Origin of the sequence: Cellulosimicrobium sp. SH8, from assembly GCF_025818875.1 — a bacterium.
GTDB classification, from domain to species: domain Bacteria; phylum Actinomycetota; class Actinomycetes; order Actinomycetales; family Cellulomonadaceae; genus Cellulosimicrobium; species Cellulosimicrobium cellulans_D.
In genome coordinates this window covers 277,116-295,742 of record NZ_JAMXMH010000006.1, presented here as the reverse complement: position 1 = coordinate 295,742, position 18,627 = coordinate 277,116, and the positions used below count along the sequence as shown (strand labels likewise).

The following is an 18,627-nucleotide window of genomic DNA, read 5'->3' as shown; positions in this document are numbered from 1 at the left end:
GCGTCTACCATCCGCCGCTCGTTCCTCGCGGCTCCCGCCAGGCCCGCCACGACGCGGCACCACCACCCACCCCGACCTGCTTCGACTCGCCCTGGTCTCCGCGCACCTCGGGCGACTGCCCGCGGTGTCGATTCGTGAGCACGTCTTCACGGTCGCACCCGGTCGTTGCCGGGCCGCCGCCCTGCCGCAGCCCCCCGCGTGCCGCGCCGCCGCTGGTCGCGGCCCCCGCCTTTGTCGTGGCGATGCCGCGCCGAGTCGTTGCGACGCCACACCGAGCAGGCGATCATGGCACGTCCGGAGCGTCGGACGAGCCATGATCGCCTGTTCGACCTACCGAGACCGCCTGCCCGGGCGAGCACCAGGCAATGGGCTCGCACCAGGCAATGGTGGGCTGACGGGCTGAGCGGTGGGGGTGGGCTCGGATGCGAAGGGGCGTCAAAGCGGCGCTCCAAGAACCCACGCCCGACAGACCAGAGCGACGGCGCCGCAGCCCCGAGCACTGAGGCCACCCCCACCGCGGACCCGACCACGCGGGCCTGAGAACCGAACCCCCACCGCGGACCCCACCACGCGGGCCTGAGAACCGAACCCCCACCGCGGACCCGGCCGGGTTCTGCCTCGGCGGGACGACATCGGCCGCACCCGCGTATCGGGGAGGGGGGCGGCGCGGTGGGCACGGCGTCGGTCCCCACTAGAATGGCGACCATGTCCACCATCTCCCGTGACGAGGTCGCGCGCGTCGCCGCGCTGGCCCGCATCGATCTGCGACCCGAGGAGCTGGACCGGCTCTCCGGCGAGCTCGACGTGATCGTCGACGCCATCGCCAAGGTCAGCGAGGTCGCGACGCCCGACGTCCCCGCGACGAGCCACCCGCTCCCGATGACCAACGTCTTCCGGGACGACATCCCCGAGCCGCCGCTGCCGGTCGAGGACGTCCTCGCCGCGGCGCCGTCGGCCGAGGACGGGCGCTTCGCCGTCCCGCAGATCCTCGGGGAGGAGTGAGATGAGCGAGGACCTGACTCGACTGTCCGCCGCGGAGCTGGCGGAAGGGCTGACCGCGCGAGACTTCTCCAGTGTCGACGCGACCCAGGCGCACCTGGACCGCATCGCCGCGGTCGACGGCGCGGTGAACGCGTTCCTGCACGTGAACGCCGAGGAGGCGCTGGCGACGGCGCGCTCGGTCGACGAGCGGCGCGTCGCGGGCGAGGAGCTGCACCCGCTGGCCGGTGTACCGATCGCCGTCAAGGACGTCGTCGTGACGAAGGGCATGCCCACGACGGCCGGCTCGAAGATCCTCGAGGGGTGGGTCCCGCCGTACGACGCGACGCTCGTCGAGAAGATCCGCGCCGCGGGGCTGCCGATCCTGGGCAAGACGAACATGGACGAGTTCGCCATGGGCTCGTCGACCGAGCACTCGGCCTTCGGCAACACGCGCAACCCGTGGGACCTCGACCGCATCCCGGGCGGGTCGGGCGGCGGTTCGGCCGCCGCGGTGGCCGCGTTCGAGGCGCCGCTCGCGATCGGTACGGACACGGGCGGCTCGATCCGCCAGCCCGGCGCCGTGACCGGCACCGTCGGCGTGAAGCCCACCTACGGCGGGGTCTCGCGCTACGGCCTCATCGCGATGGCGTCGTCGCTGGACCAGGCGGGCCCCGTGACGCGCACCGTCCTCGACTCCGCGCTGCTCCACGAGCTCATCGGCGGCTACGACCCGCGCGACTCGACGTCGATCCCCGGCCGCGCGCCGGCGCTCGTCGACGCCGCGGTCCAGGGTGCGACGGGTGACCTCACGGGCCTGCGCGTCGGTGTCGTCAAGGAGCTCAACGGCGAGGGCTACCAGGAGGGTGTGAGCGCGCGGTTCGCGCAGTCGCTGGACCTGCTGCGCGGCCTGGGCGCGGAGATCGTCGAGGTCTCCTGCCCGCACTTCGAGTACGCGCTCGGCGCGTACTACCTCATCATGCCGTCGGAGGCGTCGAGCAACCTCGCCAAGTTCGACGGCATGCGCTTTGGCCTGCGGGTCGAGCCCGAGGAGGGCCCCGTGACCGCGGAGCGCGTCATGGCCGCGACCCGTGGCGCCGGGTTCGGCGACGAGGTGAAGCGCCGGATCATCCTCGGCACGTACGCGCTGTCCGCCGGCTACTACGACGCCTACTACGGGAGCGCGCAGAAGGTCCGCACGCTCATCCAGCGCGACTTCGCCGCAGCGTTCGAGCAGGCCGACGTGCTCGTCTCCCCGACAGCGCCGACCACGGCGTTCCGGTTCGGCGAGAAGCTCGACGACCCGCTCGCGATGTACCTCAACGACGTCGCGACGATCCCCGCGAACCTCGCGGGCGTCCCCGGCATGTCGGTCCCGGCGGGCCTGTCGGACGACGGCCTGCCCGTCGGGTTCCAGATCCTCGCGCCGGCCAAGGCCGACGACCGCATGTACCGGGTGGGTGCCGCGCTCGAGTCCGCGCTCCTCAGCGCGTGGGGCGGGCCGCTGCTCGACCGCGCGCCGGCGCTGCCCACGGCCACCATCGAGAAGGAAGGCCAGGTCGGATGACCGCCACGACCGTCGACCTCGTCGACTACGCCGACGCCACGCGCCGCTACGACCCCGTCATCGGGATCGAGGTGCACGTCGAGCTCGGCACGCTGACCAAGATGTTCTGCCCGGCCGAGGTGAGCTTCGGCGCGGAGCCGAACACCCAGGTGACCCCGGTCTCGCTCGGGCTCCCGGGCGCGCTGCCCGTCGTCAACGGCAAGGCCGTCGAGTACGCGATCCGCATCGGCCTCGCGCTGAACTGCCAGATCGCCGAGACGTGCCGCTTCGCGCGCAAGAACTACTTCTACCCGGACGTCCCCAAGAACTTCCAGACGTCGCAGTACGACGAGCCCATCGCGTACGACGGGTGGATCGACGTCGAGCTCGAGGACGGGACCGTGTTCCGCGTCGAGATCGAGCGCGCGCACATGGAGGAGGACGCCGGCAAGAACACCCACGTGGGTGGCGCGACCGGTCGCATCCACGGTGCGGAGTACTCGCTCGTCGACTACAACCGGGCCGGCATCCCGCTGGTGGAGATCGTCACGCGCCCCATCACGGGCGCGGGCGACCGCGCCCCCGAGGTCGCGCGCGCCTACGTCCAGACGTTGCGCGACATCTTCCGCGCGCTCGACGTGTCCGAGGCGCGCATGGAGCGCGGCAACGTGCGTGCGGACGTGAACCTCTCGCTGCGCCCGACGCCCGAGTCGCCGCTCGGCACCCGGACGGAGACGAAGAACGTCAACTCGTTCCGCTCGGTCGAGCGCGCGGTCCGGTACGAGGTCTCGCGCCAGGCCGCCGTCCTCGACGCCGGTGGCACCGTGACCCAGGAGACGCGGCACTGGCACGAGGACACCGGCATCACGACGTCGGGACGCGTGAAGTCCGACGCCGAGGACTACCGGTACTTCCCGGAGCCGGACCTGGTCCCCGTCGCGCCCCCGCGCGAGTGGATCGAGGAGATCCGTGCCGGGCTCCCGGAGCTCCCGGTCGCGCGCCGCCGTCGCCTCCAGGGCGAGTGGGGCTACGCCGACGCCGAGATGCGGGACGTCGTCAACGCCGGCGCGATCGACCTCGTCGAGGCGACGGTCGCGGCGGGGACGAGCCCGGCGGGTGCGCGCAAGTGGTGGATGGGCGAGCTCGCCCGTCGCGCGAAGCAGGACGAGGTCACCCTCGAGGAGCTCTCCGTGACGCCCGCGCAGGTCGCGGCGCTGCAGGGGCTCGTCGACGCGGGTCGAATCAACGACAAGCTCGCCCGCCAGGTCCTCGACGGCGTGCTCGCCGGCGAGGGCGACCCGGAGGCCGTCGTCACGGCACGGGGCCTCGAGGTCGTCTCCGACGACGGCGCCCTGCTGGCCGCGATCGACGAGGCGCTCGCCGCGCAGCCGGACGTCGTCGAGAAGGTGCGCGGGGGGAACCTCGGCCCGGTCGGCGCGATCATCGGTGCGGTCATGAAGGCGACGCGCGGCCAGGCGGACGCCGGTCGCGTGCGCGAGCTCATCCTCGAGCGGATCGGCTGACGCCGTGACGCGCGGACCGGTCCTGCTCGGGGAGATGGTGCGCCTGCGCCCGATCGAGGCGCGGGACGCCGACCGCATGTGGGAGTCGCTGCAGGACCCGGAGTCGAACCGGCTCACGGGCACGACGGCGACGTTCACCCGCGACCAGATCGACGCGTGGTCGGCGACGATCAGCGACCGCGAGGGCCGCTACGACTGGGCCGTCACGGCGAGCGCCGTGCGCGACGGTCAGCTCGTGAGCGACGAGATGCTCGGCGAGATCGTGCTCAACGACCTCGACGAGGACGCCCGCTCGGCGAACCTGCGCCTCGCGCTGCTCCCGAACTACCGGGGCCGCGGCTACGGTCGTGAGGCGATCTTCGAGGTGCTGCGGTTCGCGTTCGAGGGCGCGACCGACGCCGACGGGGTCCGGCACGAGGGTCCGCGACTGCACCGCGTGAGCCTGGACGTGCTGAGCATCAACCCGCGCGCGCGGATGCTCTACGAGTCGCTGGGCTTCCGCGAGGAAGGCAGGCTGCGTGACGTCTACCGCGACGGCGACGGCTGGGCGGACGCCACCGTCATGAGCATCCTCGAGGACGAGTTCCGAGCGGGTCTCGGCGCGTCCTGAGCGCGGTAGCAGACCTCGCTTCGACCGACGACGAAGGGCCCGGCAGCAGCTGCTGCCGGGCCCTTCGTCGTCCCCGGAGTCGAGCTGGCCCTGGCCCGTCTCGTGGACGCGGCGGAGAGCCGCCGTCCCTGCTGCCTCCGTGCGACGTGCGACGTGCGACGTGCGACGTGCGGCGCGCGGCGTGCGGGCGTGCGATGACGCCGACGGCGGGGGACCGTGGTTGACATGGCAAAGCCGCTCGGCGTACATTCATAAGACGGAAACAAACTTCCGAGATGTGGAATAGCATCGTAGGCCAGGTGAGGTCGGCTACTGCCGACCCGCCCGACGTCGAGAGGGACACGCAGCGATGACGCTGGACGAGTTCAACCGGTTGTCGCCGTCGGAGGCGCGCGAGGTGCTCCTCGCGTGCGCGCACGTGACGCGCTGGGCCGACGCCGTCGTCGACGGGCGCCCCTACGCGACCGTCGAGGACGCGGCCGACGCCGCCCTCGCCGCGGCCGACCCGTGGACCGACGACGAGGTCGACTCGGCGCTGTCCCGCCACCCCCGGATCGGGGAGCGCGCGCAGGGCGACGCCGCGGACGCGAGCATGTCGCGGTCCGAGCAGTCCGGCGTCGACACGTCCGACGACGACGTGACGCGCCGCCTCGCGGACGGCAACCGTGCCTACGAGGAGCGGTTCGGGCACGTGTTCCTCGTCCGGGCCGCCGGACGCAGCGCCGAGGAGATCCTCGAGCAGCTCACCGAGCGGCTCGGCAACGACGCCGAGACCGAGCGGGCGAACGCCGCCCGCAACCTGCGCGAGATCGCCGCGCTGCGGCTGAACGGAATGCTGATCCCATGAGCACCCACGCCAGTCACATCACCACGCACGTACTCGACGCGGCCAGCGGTAGGCCCGCCGAGGGGATCGCCGTCCGCCTGGAGGCGGCTCCGGAGATCGCGGACAGGACGACGGGGCAGGGCTGGTCCCTGGTGGCGTCCTCCCGCACGAACGACGACGGTCGTGTGCCCGAGCTCGGGCCCGAGACCCTCGTCCCCGGTACGTACCGGCTCGTGTTCGACACGGGCGAGTACTTCGACCGGCGAGACACCGTGTCCTTCTACCCGGAGGTCGTCATCGTCTTCCGGGTGGCGAGCGCTGAGCAGCACTACCACGTCCCCGTCCTGCTCAGCCCGTTCGCCTACTCGACCTATCGAGGGAGCTGACATGAGCACCACCACGACGACCGCCGTGCAGCCGGCGGCCACGCAGAGCAGCGGGGCCATCGTCCTGGGCGACAACCAGTGGGGCAAGGCGGAGGTGCGCCTCGTGCGCGTCGACCGCGCCACGCCTCGTCACGAGATCACGGACCTCAACGTCTCCTCGCAGCTGCGGGGCGGGCAGGAGGCCACGCACCTGGAGGGCGACAACTCCCGGTGCGTCGCCACCGACACCCAGAAGAACACGATCTACGCGTTCGCCCGCGACGGCGTCGGCGCGATCGAGGACTTCGCGATCCGCCTCGGTCAGCACTTCGTCGAGGACTTCGAGTGGATCGAGGGCGGCCGCTGGGAGATCGAGCAGTACACCTGGAACCGCATCGAGACCGCGGAGGGCGAGCACGACCACGCGTTCGTCCGGAACAATCAGGAGACGCGCACGACCGTCGTCCAGCGCGACGGCGACGAGGTGTTCGTCGTCTCGGGCCTCACGGACCTCGTCGTGCTCAAGTCGACGGGCTCGGAGTTCCACGGGTTCCCGCGCGACCGCTACACGACCCTCGTGGAGACGAACGACCGCATCCTCGCGACGTCGGTCACCTCGCGCTGGCGCTACACGACGACGGACGTCGACTTCGACGCCGTGTACGCGAAGGTCCGCGCGATCCAGCTCGAGGCGTTCGCGACGACCCACTCGCTCGCGCTGCAGCAGACGCTGTTCGCGATGGGCAAGGCGGTCCTCGAGGCTGTCCCGGAGATCGCCGAGATCAAGTTCTCGATGCCGAACAAGCACCACTTCCTCGTGGACCTGGCGCCGTTCGGCCTCGACAACCCGAACGAGGTGTTCTTCGCGGCCGACCGCCCCTACGGCCTCATCGAGGCGACGGTGCAGCGCGAGGGCGAGCCGACCGAGCCGCGCGCCTGGGCGACCGTCACCGGGTTCTGCTGAGCCGGCCATGACGGACGGACGCGCCCTGCCCGACCACGGAGCCTCCGCGGTCCGGCAGGGCGCGCCCGCACCGTCACGCCCGGTCCCGTCGGCGCCCGGCCGCTCGGGTCCGCGCGTCGCCTCAGGGCGCTGCGGTGATGAGCTCGCGCGTGAGTTCGCTCGCGACGCGGTGCAGCACCGGCACGGCCCGCTCCCCGAACTCGTACGTCACGCGGGCCGCGGGGCCCGAGACGGACAGGGCGGTGGGGGTCGGGGCGTCGGGCACCGCGACGGCGAAGCAGCGCACGCCGAGCTCCTGCTCGCCGTCGTCGATCGCGTAGCCGCGCTCGCGCGTCGCCGCGAGCTCGGTGAGGAGCGCGTCGACGTCGGTGATCGACTGGTCCGTCGCGGGCGGCATGCCCACGCGGCCCATGATCTCCCGCACGGTCTGGTCGGGGAGCTGGGCGAGCACCGCCTTGCCGACGCCCGTGCAGTGCGTGTAGACGCGCCGGCCGACCTCGGTGAACATCCGCATCGAGTGGCTCGACGACGCCTGGGCGACGTAGACGGCCATGTCGCGGTCGATCATCGCGAGGTTCGCCGACTCGCCGAGGTCGTGGGCGAGCCGCTCGAGGTACGGCCGGGCGCCGGCACCGAGCTGGCGCCCGGCCGACTCGCCGAGGCGGATGAGCCGCGGGCCGAGGGTGTACCGGCGCGACGGCGTCTGGCGCACGTAGCCCTGCGCGAGCAGCGTGCGCAGCAGCCGGTGGATCGTCGGCAGGGGGAGCCCGGCGTGCTGCGCGAGCTCGCTGAGCCCGGACTCGCCGCCGAAGTCGGCGAGCAGCTCGAGCAGCTCGATCGCCCGGTCCACGGACTGCACGCCCCCGGCGGGCTTCGCAGGCCGCGCGCCTGGCTGGTTCTCCGTCGGCTCCGTCGCCGTCGAGATCTCGGCCATCTCACGATCTCCTGTCCACCTGGTACCGCCCGACGACGGGTGCGCACCTCGCCTGAGCAGTGCGGGACCGTCCCGCGCTCCCTTCCGCATCACGGAAGACACGCATCAGCATACGAGAAGAAGGAACGAACATGACGTCCGAGACGAAGGCCCCGGAGACGCTGGCCTCGACGGCGAAGGCCGCTGCGACCAGCCCGAGCTACTCCATCACGCTGCGTGTCGAGGCCCCGAGCGGGCACCGCACCGCGAGCGACCTCGTCGCCGCCGTGAGCGCGACGGGCGCAGCGATCACGGGCGTCGACGTCTCGGAGTCGGGTGCGGACCGCCTCGTCGTCGACGTCACGGCGGACACCGTGGACGCCGCGCACGTCGAGCAGATCCGCGACGCGCTGAGCGCGCTCGACGGCATCACGGTGCGCCACGTGAGCGACGCGACGTTCCTCATGCACCTCGGCGGCAAGCTCGAGGTCAACCCGAAGGTCCCGCTGCGCCACCGCGCCGACCTCGCCCGCGCCTACACGCCCGGCGTGGCGCGCGTGTGCCTCGCCATCGCCGAGCGCCCCGAGGACGCGCGCCGCCTGACGGTCAAGCGCAACACGGTCGCGGTCGTGACCGACGGCACCGCGGTCCTCGGCCTGGGCGACATCGGTCCCGCCGCCGCGCTCCCGGTCATGGAGGGCAAGGCCGCGCTGTTCAAGCAGTTCGCGGGGGTGGACGCCTGGCCGGTGTGCCTCGACACGACGGACACCGAGGAGATCATCCGCACGGTCAAGGCGATCGCGCCCGTGTACGGCGGGATCAACCTCGAGGACATCTCGGCGCCGCGCTGCTTCGAGATCGAGCGCCGCCTGCGCGAGGAGCTCGACATCCCCGTGTTCCACGACGACCAGCACGGCACGGCGATCGTCGTCCTCGCGGCGCTGACGAACGCGCTGCGCGTCGTCGGCAAGAGGATCGAGGACGTGCGCATCGTCGTCTCCGGCGTCGGCGCCGCGGGCAACGCGATCATCTCGCTGCTCCAGGGCCAGGGCGCGCGCCGCATCGTCGCGTTCGACCGCCACGGCGCGATCCACCCGGGCGCGAACCTCACGGACGAGCACCGCCGCCGCCTCGCCGAGACGACCAACGCCGAGGGCTTCACCGGCACGCTCCGCGAGGGCCTGGCCGGGGCCGACGTGTTCATCGGCGTCTCCGGCCCCAACATCCTCACGGGCGACGACGTCGCCACGATGGCCGACGACGCGATCGTCTTCGCGCTCGCGAACCCGACGCCCGAGGTCGACCCCATCGCCGCGGCGCAGCACGCGACCGTCGTCGCGACGGGCCGCAGCGACTACCCGAACCAGATCAACAACGTGCTCGCGTTCCCGGGCCTGTTCCGCGGCCTGCTCGACGTCGGCGCGAGCGAGATCTCGGACGAGATGCTGCGCGCCGCGGCCGTCGCGATCGCGGACGCCGTCGCGCCCGAGGAGCTCAGCGCGAGCTACATCGTGCCGAGCGTGTTCGAGCCCGCGGTCTCCAAGGCCGTCGCGCGCGCCGTCGCCGAGGTCGCGGAGCGCGGCCGCGCGGAGCAGGCTCAGGGGAGCACCACGTCGGGCCACCACGTCGGGTCGGCGCCCCGGTCCTGACGCACCGTCGTCAGCCCGGCCGCCCCGCAGAAAGGACACACCATGACCACCACCACGGCCGTCGCCGTCCACGGACCCGCCGTCGAGCGGTCCGACGAGATCCTCACCCCGGACGCGCTCGACTTCGTCGCCGCGCTCCAGCGCCGGTTCGGCGCGCGCCGCGACGAGCTGCTGGCCGCTCGCGCCGCGCGGCGCGAGGAGGTCTCCCGCAGCGGTCGCCTCGACTTCCTGCCCGAGACCGCCGACGTGCGCGCGGGGGACTGGACGGTCGCCGGCGCGCCCGCCGACCTCCGGGACCGCCGCGTCGAGATCACCGGTCCGCCGACGCCCAAGATGGCGATCAACGCGCTCAACTCCGGCGCGAAGGTGTGGCTCGCGGACCTCGAGGACGCGTCGACGCCGCACTGGGCCAACGTCGTCGGGGGCCAGGTCGCCCTGCACGACGCCACGCGCCGCACGCTCGCGTTCACCTCTCCTGAGGGCAAGCAGTACGCGCTGCGTCCCGAGGCCGACGGCGACGCGCTCGCCGTCATGGTCGTCCGACCGCGTGGGTGGCACTTCGACGAGGTGCACCTCACCGTGGACGGCACGCCCGCCGTCGGCGCGCTCGTCGACTTCGGGCTGCACTTCTTCCACAACGCCGCGGAGCTCCTCGCCCGCGGGTCTGGCCCGTACTACTACCTGCCCAAGATGGAGTCGCACCTCGAGGCACGGCTCTGGGACGACGTCTTCACCCACGCCGAGGAGTCCCTCGGGATCCCGCACGGGACGATCCGCGCGACGGTCCTCATCGAGACCATCCCGGCCGCGTTCGAGATGGACGAGATCCTCTACGAGCTGCGCGACCACGCGTCGGGCCTCAACGCGGGCCGCTGGGACTACCTCTTCTCGGTCATCAAGTACTTCCGCGACTCGGGCCCCTCGTTCACGCTCCCGGACCGGGGCGCGATCACGATGACCGCACCGTTCATACGCGCGTACACCGAGCTGCTCGTCCAGACGTGCCACAAGCGCGGTGCCTTCGCGATGGGTGGCATGGCCGCCGTCATCCCGAACCGCCGCGAGCCCGAGGTCACGGCCCAGGCGTTCGACAAGGTGCGCGCGGACAAGCAGCGCGAGGCCGGCGACGGGTTCGACGGCTCGTGGGTCGCGCACCCGGACCTGGTGCCCGTGTGCCGCGAGGTGTTCGACGGCGTGCTCGGCGAGCGGCCCAACCAGCTCGACAAGCAGCGCCCCGAGGTCCACGTCACGGCCGAGCAGCTCCTCGACGTCTCGACCGCCGGGGGAGACATCACCGAGGCCGGGCTGCGCAACAACCTCTACGTGTCCGTCGCGTACGTCGCGGCGTGGCTGGCGGGCAACGGCGCGGTCGCGATCCACAACCTCATGGAGGACGCCGCGACCGCGGAGATCTCGCGCTCGCAGGTGTGGCAGTGGGTGCGCTCGGGCGCGTCGTTCACCGCGGGTGAGAACGCGGGCACGACGGTCACCGCCGACCTGGTCCGCACGCTCCTGCGCGAGGAGACCGCGCGGTTGCGGGACGACGTCGGGCACGAGGCCTACGACGCCGGCCCCTACGACCGGGCCGCGGCGCTCGTCGAGGACATCGCGCTCAACGAGCACTACGTCGACTTCCTCACGCTCCCGGCGTACGAGGACGTCGTCGCGCACGAGCAGGACGCCGCCTGATGCCGGCGGGGTTCCCGGAGGGATCGGGCTCGGCATCGGGGAGGGCCTTCAGCGAGCAGGGGATCGCGGCGCTGCACGCGACGCTCGACGGTCTGCTCGCGCCGTGGGACGCCGAGCTCGAGGCGCGCTACCCGGGCGACGACGGCTCGCGCCAACCCGTGCACACCGTCTACGTGCCCGGTGACCGGTACAGCGCGGGTCTCGCGCCCGAGTGGGCCGCCCGGGCGCGCGAGGCGGTCGACGCGGCGGGCGGCGGGGCCGAGGGGGTACGCCGCCTCGTCGACCTGCTCGGGAACGGTGCGGAGGCCGGGGGCGACCTCGCCGACGCCGTGGCCGAGCGCGTGCGCGCCAAGCTCGCCGTCGAGGCGATCGAGGACCTGCGGATCGACTTCGAGGACGGGTTCGGCGACCGCGGTGACGCGGCCGAGGACGCCGCGGTCGCGACGGCGGCGCGCGAGCTCGCTCGGGCCGAGGCGCAGGGCACCTCGACGCCCTTCAGCGGGATCCGCATCAAGTGCCTCGAGGTCGCGACGCGCCGGCGCGGGGTGCGCACCCTCGCGCTGTTCATCGCGGAGCTCGTCGCGGCCCGCGCGGCCCAGGGGCAGACGGGCCTGCCCGACGGCTTCGTCGTCACGCTCGCGAAGGTCACCGCGCCGCAGCAGGTCGAGGCGATGGCGGTCGCGTGCGAGCGCGTCGAGCAGGCGAACGGCCTGGAGTCGGGCAGCCTGCGGTTCGAGGTGCAGGTCGAGACGCCGCAGGCGCTGCTCGCGGCGGACGGCACGGCGACCGTCGCGCGGCTCGTGCACGCAGCACCCGGGCGCGTCACGGCGCTGCACTACGGCACGTACGACTACTCGGCGTCGCTCGGCATCGCGGCGGCGTACCAGTCGATGGAGCATCCTGCGGCGGACCACGCGAAGTCGGTCATGCAGCTCGCGGTCGCGGGCACGGGCGTGCGCCTGTCGGACGGCTCGACGAACGTCCTGCCCGTCGGCGACCCCCAGGCCGTCGACGCGGCGTGGCGCCTGCACGGGCGGCTCGTGCGCCGTTCGCTCGAGCGCGGCTACTACCAGGGCTGGGACCTGCACCCCGCGCAGCTCCCGAGCCGGTTCGCGGCGACGTACGCGTTCTACCGCGAGGGCGCGGCGTCGGCGCTCGCGCGCCTCGCGGCGTACGTCGGGTTCGTGCCCGACGCCGGTGGCGTGCTCGACGAGCCCGCCACGGCCAAGGCGATGGCCTGGTTCCTCGGGCGCGGCGTCGACTGCGGCGCGCTCACCGAGGCCGAGGTCCGCGCCGCGACCGGTCTCGACCGCGCCGGGCTCGACGCCGTCCGCGTCTCGGGCCACGCCCCGCAGCCCGTCGCGGGTTGACCCACGCCCGCGCACCTTCCCGTCCACCCGCCGCCCCCGTCCAGCCCGCCGCGACCGACCGCCGTCGGCCCGGGCCATCATCTCGAGGAGTGAACCCATGACCCAGACCACCCCCTACTACACCCCGCAGGGTGGCCTGCCCGGCCAGACCGAGCTGCTCACCGACCGCGCGATCGTCACCGAGGCCTACACGGTGATCCCGCGCGGCGTGCTGCGCGACATCGTCACGAGCAACCTGCCCGGCTGGGAGAAGACCCGGCTGTGGGTGCTCGCCCGGCCGATCGAGGGGTTCGCGACGACGTTCGCGCAGTACGTCATGGAGGTCTCGCCCGGCGGCGGGTCGGACCAGGGCGAGGACGAGGAGACGGTGCAGTCCGTCGTCTTCGTCACCGAGGGCACGCTCGTGCTCACGCTCGCGGGCGTCGAGCACGTGCTGGAGCCGGGCGGGTACGCGTACCTCGCGGCGGGGGAGCGGTGGGCGCTGCGCAACCGCTCCGACGCGAAGGCGGCGTTCCAGTGGATCCGCAAGGTCTACGAGCCGATCCCGGGCCACACCGCGACGTCGTTCGTCACGCGCGAGCAGGACGTCGAGCCGCGCGCGATGCCGGACACCGACGGCGTGTGGGTGACGACGCGGTTCGTCGACCCCGACGACCTCGCGCACGACATGCACGTCAACATCGTGACGTTCCAGCCCGGCGGGTCCATCCCGTTCGCGGAGACGCACATCATGGAGCACGGCCTGTACGTGCTCGAGGGCAAGGCCGTCTACCGCCTCAACGGCGACTGGGTCGAGGTGCAGGAGGGCGACTTCATGTGGCTCCGGGCGTTCTGCCCGCAGGCCTGCTACGCGGGCGGTCCCAAGCCGTTCCGCTACCTGCTCTACAAGGACGTGAACCGGCAGGTCAAGCTCGACCGCCGCCGCTGACACGACACCCGACGAGGGCATGACGAGGGCCCGGTTCCGCACGCGGAACCGGGCCCTTTGCTCTTGCTTCGCACATTTCACCCGGCGCGGCGCGAAGATCATCCGGCCCGGAACGGCTCCCGGCTCGTCAACGGTGCCACAGTGAGTGCACGGCAACGGATCACGTGAACCAATGGAGTGTTCATGGCACCGCGCTACAACTCCCCGCCCAACTGGCCGCCGCCCCCCGCAGGGTGGTCACCGCCCCCAGGCTGGTCGCCTGATCCCTCATGGGGTCCAGCGCCGCATGGGTGGCGGTTCTGGGTCGACGACTCCGAGTCCGGCTCTCCCGATCACCGGGGGGTGCTTCCGGCGGCCGACGTGGGTGAGGAGAGCGCCGGCGCGGAGAAGTCGAGGTCCTGGTTTGCTCGGCACAAGCTCCTGACGGGAGCAGGCGTTCTGGTGCTGCTCGTCGTCGCCATCGCGGCTTTGGTGGGCGGGAACGACGACGCCGGCCAGGAGCCCGTCGCTGCCACGACGACGGAAGCTGCCGATTCGGACAAGAAGTCGGCCGAGGAGATCGCTGCGGAGGAGCAGGCAGAGGCTGACCGCCTCGCCGAGGAAGAGGCCGCTGCGGCGGCGGCGGCCGAGGAGGAGCGGCTGGCGGAGGAGCAGCGACTCGCCGAAGAGGCAGCAGCTGCCGAGGCGGCTGCAGCGGAAGCAGCGAGGATCGGGTCGGTCGCGCAGCAGAACGCTTACCGGTCGGCCGTGAGCTACCTCGAGTACACCGGGTTCTCGCGTTCGGGCCTGATCGGGCAGCTCGAGTTCGAGGGGTACAGCACCGCCGACGCCGAGTTCGCCATCGCTCGACTCGAGGCCGAAGGCGGCGTGGACTGGAACGCGGAGGCAGCCGAGAGCGCGGCGAGCTACCTGGACTACACGGCGTTCTCGCGAGCCGGCCTCGTCGACCAGCTCCTCTATGAGGGGTTCACACCGGAACAAGCGGAGTACGGAGTGAGCACCACGGGACTGTGAGTCGGGTCCGGTCCCGACCGGTCGCCGTCATCGCGTCGCCGAGGGCCCGTCTGCGCGTCGACTCTGCACGTCGAGAAACGTCCCGGTAGCGACGAGCCTTGCGCCTTCGTAGAGCCTCACGTTCTGCGCCTCCATGAAGGCTGCGCCCGCCCACTCCTCGAAGAGCACCGTGATCTGAACCTCGACGTTCTGACCGAGTGGCAGCTCGGCTCGCCCATCGGCACTCTCGACGATGCACGACGTCTGAAAGTCGCCGAGCTCGATCTGAGAGCGCACGCCCGAGACGGGAGTCGTCTCGCGACCGCCTTCGTGCGTCGTGAGAAAGCGGATCCGAGCATCGCGTGGGCCAAAGGCCATCGTCGCATCCCTCGTCGATCGGCCGGCAGTGTCGGCGCCCGAAGTCCGGGAGCGGCGTCAGCCTCGCACACCTCGCACGGCCTCGCTGACGGCTCCCGTGGGGCGTCGGACCTGGGAAGGCGCCAGAACCGTGGACGCTTCTCCCCGCCGAGGCTGCAGAGACAGTTGACGCTCCCCGACGAGCGTGCCTACACTTCCATACAGCAGAATATAAATTCCGCAGAATGGAATCGCAACGCAGCGAGTCGCGGACGGACCCAGGGAGACGACGATGAGCCCCGCACCGACGTACACCGTCAACTGCTCGATCCTGCTCACGGACCTGCCGCTGCTCGAGCGGCCGGCCGCCGCGGCGGCCGCGGGCTTCCGCGGCGTCGAGTTCTGGTGGCCGTTCGCGTCGCCCACGCCGCCTCAGGGCGAGGTCGACGCGTTCGTCGGCGCGATCGAGGCGGCGGGCGTCCAGCTCACCGGGCTGAACTTCGACGCCGGCAACATGCCGGGCGGCGACCGCGGCCTCGTGTCGTGGCCCGCGCGCTCGGCCGCCCTGCGCGCGAACCTCGACGTCGTCACCGCGATCGGCGAGCGCACCGGCTGTCGCGCGTTCAACGCGCTGTACGGCAACCGCCAGGAGGGCGAGACGCCCGAGGCGCAGGACGAGCTGGGCGCCGAGAACCTCGCGCTCGCGGCGCGCGCAGTCAGGCGCATCGGGGGGACAGTGCTCGTCGAGCCCGTGAGCGGCGCGCCGGCGTACCCGCTGAAGACCGCCGCCGACGCCGTGCGCGTCATCGACCGGGTCGCCGCCGACCACGGCGAGACGAACCTCGGTCTGCTGTTCGACGTCTACCACCTGTCCGTCAACGGCGACGACGTCGACGCGGCTCTCTCGACCTACCGCGGCCGGATCGCGCACGTGCAGATCGCCGACGCGCCCGGGCGCGGCGAGCCCGGCACGGGCGACCTGCCGATCGACCGCTGGACCATGGACCTGCGCGCGGGCGGCTACGACGGCTGGATCGGCCTCGAGTACAAGACCGATGCCGCCGACCCGTTCGCCTGGCTCCCGGCCACCGAGCGCTGACGCGCCCGCCGATCCCACGCAGCCGCCCGCCGGCTGTTCGTCGGCCGACACAGACCCCCGACCTGACCCACCTGAGGAGCACACCATGGCCTCCATCGCCTTCATTGGACTCGGCATCATGGGCAGCCCCATGGCCGTCCACCTGCAGAACGCCGGCCACGACGTCGCGGGCTACAACCGCAGCCCCGAGAAGACCGCGCCGCTCGTCGAGGCGGGCGGCCGCGCGGCCGAGTCGGTCGCCGACGCGGTCTCGGGCGCCGACGTCGTCGCGATCATGGTCCCGGACTCGCCCGACGTGGAGGCCGTGCTCACCGGCGACGACGGCGTCCTCGCGAACGCGAAGCCCGGCGCGCTCGTCGTCGACTTCTCCTCGATCCGCCCCGACGTCACCGTCGCTCTCGCGCAGCAGGCGAGGGACGCGGGCCTGCGGATCGTCGACGCCCCCGTCTCGGGCGGCGAGCCTGGCGCGATCAACGCGGCGCTGTCGATCATGGTCGGCGGCACGCCCGAGGACTTCGAGGCGGCCAAGCCGTTCCTCGACGTCGTCGGCAAGACGGTCGTGCACGTGGGCCCGAACGGCTCCGGACAGACCGTCAAGGCCGCGAACCAGCTCATCGTCGCGGCGAACATCCAGGCGCTGGCCGAGGCGGTCGTGTTCCTCGAGGCGTACGGCGTCGACACCGACGCCGCGATCGAGGTGCTCGGGGGCGGGCTCGCCGGCTCGGCGGTGCTGAACCAGAAGGCGCGCAAGATGCTCGACCGCGACTTCGGTCCCGGCTTCCGGATCGAGCTGCACCACAAGGACCTCGGCATCGTCACCGCCGCGGCCCGCGAGGCGGGCGTCGTCGCGCCGCTCGGCGGCCTCGTCGCCCAGCTCATGGCCTCCGCCCGTGCGAACGGCGACGGCGGCCTCGACCACTCCGGCCTGTTCCGCGGCGTCGAGCGCCTGTCCGGCCGCGACGGCTCCTGACCTTCCCCTGACGACGACGTCACCTCCAGCAAGGAGAGAAACCATGCCTCGTATGCGTGCGGTGGACGCCGCAGTGGCGATCCTCGAGATCGAGGGCGCGACCCAGGCCTTCGGCCTTCCCGGCGCCGCCATCAACCCCTTCTACTCCGCGATGCGCGCCCACGGCGGCATCGGGCACGTGCTCGCGCGTCACGTCGAGGGCGCGTCGCACATGGCCGACGGCTACTCGCGCGCGAAGCCGGGGAACATCGGCATCTGCATCGGCACGTCGGGCCCCGCGGGCACCGACATGATCACCGGCCTCTACGCCGCGTGGGCCGACTCGATCCCGATGCTCTGCATCACGGGCCAGGCGCCGGTCGCCAAGCTCGACAAGGAGGACTTCCAGGCCGTCGACATCGCGAGCATCGCCGCTCCGGTGACCAAGATGGCCAAGACCGTCCTCGAGGCGGGGCAGGTGCCGCAGGTCTTCCAGCAGGCGTTCCACCTCATGCGCTCGGGCCGCCCGGGCCCGGTGCTCATCGACCTGCCGATCGACGTGCAGCTCACGGAGATCGAGTTCGACCCGGCGACCTACCAGCCGCTGCCCGTGCACCGCCCGACGGCGACGCGCGCGCAGGCGGAGAAGGCGATCGACCTGCTGCTCGCGGCCGAGCGCCCCCTGCTGATCGCGGGCGGCGGCATCGTCAACGCGGGCGGGGAGGACCTGCTCGTCGAGCTCGCCGAGACGCTCGGCGTCCCCGTCATCCCGACGCTCATGGGCTGGGGCGTCATCCCCGACGACCACGCGCTCATGGCGGGCATGGCCGGGCTCCAGACGTCGCACCGTTACGGCAACGCGAACCTGCTCGCCTCGGACTTCGTGCTCGGGATCGGCAACCGCTGGGCCAACCGTCACACCGGCGGGCTCGACACCTACCGCGCGGGCCGGACCTTCGTCCACGTCGACATCGAGCCGACGCAGATCGGGCGCGTGTTCGCGCCCGACTACGGCATCGTGTCCGACGCGAAGGCCGCGCTCGAGCTGTTCGTCGAGGTCGCGCGCGAACGCCGCGACGCCGGGCGCGCGCGCGACTACGCGGGCTGGGCGGCGGAGTGCGCCGAGCGCAAGCGCACGCTGCAGCGCAAGACGCACTTCACCGAGATCCCCATCAAGCCGCAGCGCGTGTACGAGGAGATGAACAAGGCGTTCGGCCCGGAGACGCGCTACGTCACGACGATCGGCCTCTCGCAGATCGCCGGCGCGCAGTTCCTCCACGTGTACAAGCCGCGCCACTGGATCAACGCCGGCCAGGCGGGTCCGCTCGGCTGGACCGGACCGGCGGCGCTCGGCGTCGCGAAGGCGGTGCCGGACGAGCCCGTGGTCGCGCTGTCCGGCGACTACGACTTCCAGTTCATGATCGAGGAGCTCGCGGTGGGCGCGCAGTTCAACCTGCCGTACGTGCACGTGGTCGTGAACAACTCCTACCTCGGCCTCATCCGGCAGTCGCAGCGCGCGTTCGACATGGACTACCACGTGCAGCTCTCGTTCGAGAACGTCAACTCGCCCGAGGTGAACGGCTACGGCGTCGACCACGTCAAGGTCGCCGAGGGCCTCGGCTGCAGGGCGATCCGCGTGACCGACCCCGACGAGCTGGGCGACGCGTTCGCCAAGGCGCAGGGCCTGGCGGCCGAGTTCCGCGTGCCGGTCGTGGTCGAGGTGATCCTCGAGCGGGTGACCAACATCGCGATGGGCGTCGAGCTCACGGGCGTCAACGAGTTCGAGGACCTCGCGATCTCGGCCGACGACGCACCGACCGCCGTCGCGCTGCTCGACTGAGCGTGCCGCACCGTAGGAGCAGACGACA

At 72.2% G+C, this 18,627-nt stretch carries 17 protein-coding genes; 15 read left to right on the top strand and 2 right to left on the bottom strand.

Annotation, left to right across the window (positions count from 1 at the left end):
- Window positions 1–705: 705 nt before the first annotated feature.
- The 7 genes from gatC to pucL all read left to right on the top strand — a co-directional run bounded on the left by gatC (window position 706) and on the right by pucL (window position 6,812).
- Window positions 706–1,002 (top strand): Asp-tRNA(Asn)/Glu-tRNA(Gln) amidotransferase subunit GatC, encoded by a 297-nt coding sequence (gene gatC, locus NF338_RS10865; RefSeq protein ID WP_047232578.1) that lies wholly within the window; start codon window positions 706–708, stop codon window positions 1,000–1,002.
- Between the two features lies 1 nt (window position 1,003).
- Window positions 1,004–2,545 (top strand): Asp-tRNA(Asn)/Glu-tRNA(Gln) amidotransferase subunit GatA, encoded by a 1,542-nt coding sequence (gene gatA / locus NF338_RS10860; RefSeq protein WP_264030777.1) that lies wholly within the window; start codon window positions 1,004–1,006, stop codon window positions 2,543–2,545.
- Window positions 2,542–4,047: an Asp-tRNA(Asn)/Glu-tRNA(Gln) amidotransferase subunit GatB gene (gene gatB / locus NF338_RS10855; RefSeq protein ID WP_264030775.1), complete on the top strand. Its 1,506-nt coding sequence runs from the start codon at window positions 2,542–2,544 to the stop codon at window positions 4,045–4,047. Before gatA ends, gatB begins: the two co-directional genes overlap by 4 nt.
- A gap of 4 nt (window positions 4,048–4,051) precedes the next feature.
- Entirely contained in the window at window positions 4,052–4,657 is a 606-nt protein-coding gene (locus NF338_RS10850) for a GNAT family N-acetyltransferase (RefSeq protein ID WP_264030774.1), read from the top strand.
- A 349-nt stretch (window positions 4,658–5,006) separates the two neighbouring features.
- Window positions 5,007–5,504: a 2-oxo-4-hydroxy-4-carboxy-5-ureidoimidazoline decarboxylase gene (uraD, locus tag NF338_RS10845; RefSeq protein ID WP_264030773.1), complete on the top strand. Its 498-nt coding sequence runs from the start codon at window positions 5,007–5,009 to the stop codon at window positions 5,502–5,504.
- Window positions 5,501–5,869: a hydroxyisourate hydrolase gene (gene uraH, locus NF338_RS10840; protein ID WP_087469444.1), complete on the top strand. Its 369-nt coding sequence runs from the start codon at window positions 5,501–5,503 to the stop codon at window positions 5,867–5,869. Before uraD ends, uraH begins: the two co-directional genes overlap by 4 nt.
- 1 nt (window position 5,870) lies before the next feature.
- Window positions 5,871–6,812, top strand: coding sequence for a factor-independent urate hydroxylase (gene pucL / locus NF338_RS10835; protein ID WP_264030772.1), 942 nt, complete (start codon window positions 5,871–5,873; stop codon window positions 6,810–6,812).
- A 121-nt stretch (window positions 6,813–6,933) separates the two neighbouring features.
- Here the strand turns inward: pucL and NF338_RS10830 are convergent, their stop codons facing one another.
- Entirely contained in the window at window positions 6,934–7,746 is an 813-nt protein-coding gene (locus NF338_RS10830) for an IclR family transcriptional regulator (RefSeq protein ID WP_087469442.1), read from the bottom strand.
- 131 nt (window positions 7,747–7,877) lie between these two features.
- Here NF338_RS10830 and NF338_RS10825 point away from each other — a divergent pair, with 131 nt between their 5' ends.
- From NF338_RS10825 to NF338_RS10805, 5 genes are all read left to right on the top strand, one after another.
- Window positions 7,878–9,374, top strand: coding sequence for an NAD-dependent malic enzyme (locus NF338_RS10825; protein WP_264030771.1), 1,497 nt, complete (start codon window positions 7,878–7,880; stop codon window positions 9,372–9,374).
- Window positions 9,375–9,416: 42 nt separating this feature from the next.
- Window positions 9,417–11,063 carry a malate synthase A gene (gene aceB / locus NF338_RS10820; RefSeq protein ID WP_264030770.1) on the top strand — a complete coding sequence of 549 codons (1,647 nt, stop codon included), beginning with the start codon at window positions 9,417–9,419 and terminating at the stop codon, window positions 11,061–11,063.
- Window positions 11,063–12,433 carry an HpcH/HpaI aldolase/citrate lyase family protein gene (locus NF338_RS10815; protein ID WP_264030769.1) on the top strand — a complete coding sequence of 457 codons (1,371 nt, stop codon included), beginning with the start codon at window positions 11,063–11,065 and terminating at the stop codon, window positions 12,431–12,433. Before aceB ends, NF338_RS10815 begins: the two co-directional genes overlap by 1 nt.
- A gap of 97 nt (window positions 12,434–12,530) precedes the next feature.
- Window positions 12,531–13,361: a bifunctional allantoicase/(S)-ureidoglycine aminohydrolase gene (locus NF338_RS10810; protein ID WP_264030768.1), complete on the top strand. Its 831-nt coding sequence runs from the start codon at window positions 12,531–12,533 to the stop codon at window positions 13,359–13,361.
- A 441-nt stretch (window positions 13,362–13,802) separates the two neighbouring features.
- The gene (locus NF338_RS10805; RefSeq protein WP_264030767.1) at window positions 13,803–14,375 is read left to right on the top strand and encodes an Ltp family lipoprotein; all 573 of its coding nucleotides are present in this window, start codon (window positions 13,803–13,805) and stop codon (window positions 14,373–14,375) included.
- Between the two features lie 27 nt (window positions 14,376–14,402).
- Here NF338_RS10805 and NF338_RS10800 read toward each other — a convergent pair whose 3' ends face one another.
- Window positions 14,403–14,651 (bottom strand): hypothetical protein, encoded by a 249-nt coding sequence (locus NF338_RS10800; protein WP_264030766.1) that lies wholly within the window; start codon window positions 14,649–14,651, stop codon window positions 14,403–14,405.
- A 352-nt stretch (window positions 14,652–15,003) separates the two neighbouring features.
- On the opposite strand from NF338_RS10800, the gene NF338_RS10795 reads away from it, so the two are divergent.
- The 3 genes from NF338_RS10795 (at window position 15,004) to gcl (ending at window position 18,599) form a co-directional block, all read left to right on the top strand.
- Window positions 15,004–15,810, top strand: a complete 807-nt coding sequence (locus NF338_RS10795) for a hydroxypyruvate isomerase family protein (RefSeq protein WP_264030765.1) — start codon at window positions 15,004–15,006, stop codon at window positions 15,808–15,810.
- 85 nt (window positions 15,811–15,895) lie between these two features.
- Window positions 15,896–16,780 carry a 2-hydroxy-3-oxopropionate reductase gene (locus tag NF338_RS10790; protein WP_264030764.1) on the top strand — a complete coding sequence of 295 codons (885 nt, stop codon included), beginning with the start codon at window positions 15,896–15,898 and terminating at the stop codon, window positions 16,778–16,780.
- Between the two features lie 43 nt (window positions 16,781–16,823).
- Window positions 16,824–18,599, top strand: coding sequence for a glyoxylate carboligase (gcl, locus tag NF338_RS10785; protein WP_264030763.1), 1,776 nt, complete (start codon window positions 16,824–16,826; stop codon window positions 18,597–18,599).
- Window positions 18,600–18,627: the final 28 nt, after the last annotated feature.

What these genes read in the sequence shown, in the direction of transcription:
- gatC (WP_047232578.1), top strand. Translation starts at nt 706, where the DNA reads ATGTCCACCATCTCCCGTGACGAGGTCGCGCGCGTCGCCGCGCTGGCC.
- gatA (WP_264030777.1), top strand. Translation starts at nt 1,004, where the DNA reads ATGAGCGAGGACCTGACTCGACTGTCCGCCGCGGAGCTGGCGGAAGGG.
- gatB (WP_264030775.1), top strand. Translation starts at nt 2,542, where the DNA reads ATGACCGCCACGACCGTCGACCTCGTCGACTACGCCGACGCCACGCGC.
- uraD (WP_264030773.1), top strand. Translation starts at nt 5,007, where the DNA reads ATGACGCTGGACGAGTTCAACCGGTTGTCGCCGTCGGAGGCGCGCGAG.
- uraH (WP_087469444.1), top strand. Translation starts at nt 5,501, where the DNA reads ATGAGCACCCACGCCAGTCACATCACCACGCACGTACTCGACGCGGCC.
- pucL (WP_264030772.1), top strand. Translation starts at nt 5,871, where the DNA reads ATGAGCACCACCACGACGACCGCCGTGCAGCCGGCGGCCACGCAGAGC.
- NF338_RS10830 (WP_087469442.1), bottom strand. Translation starts at nt 7,746, where the DNA reads ATGGCCGAGATCTCGACGGCGACGGAGCCGACGGAGAACCAGCCAGGC.
- NF338_RS10825 (WP_264030771.1), top strand. Translation starts at nt 7,878, where the DNA reads ATGACGTCCGAGACGAAGGCCCCGGAGACGCTGGCCTCGACGGCGAAG.
- aceB (WP_264030770.1), top strand. Translation starts at nt 9,417, where the DNA reads ATGACCACCACCACGGCCGTCGCCGTCCACGGACCCGCCGTCGAGCGG.
- NF338_RS10815 (WP_264030769.1), top strand. Translation starts at nt 11,063, where the DNA reads ATGCCGGCGGGGTTCCCGGAGGGATCGGGCTCGGCATCGGGGAGGGCC.
- NF338_RS10810 (WP_264030768.1), top strand. Translation starts at nt 12,531, where the DNA reads ATGACCCAGACCACCCCCTACTACACCCCGCAGGGTGGCCTGCCCGGC.
- NF338_RS10795 (WP_264030765.1), top strand. Translation starts at nt 15,004, where the DNA reads ATGAGCCCCGCACCGACGTACACCGTCAACTGCTCGATCCTGCTCACG.
- NF338_RS10790 (WP_264030764.1), top strand. Translation starts at nt 15,896, where the DNA reads ATGGCCTCCATCGCCTTCATTGGACTCGGCATCATGGGCAGCCCCATG.
- gcl (WP_264030763.1), top strand. Translation starts at nt 16,824, where the DNA reads ATGCCTCGTATGCGTGCGGTGGACGCCGCAGTGGCGATCCTCGAGATC.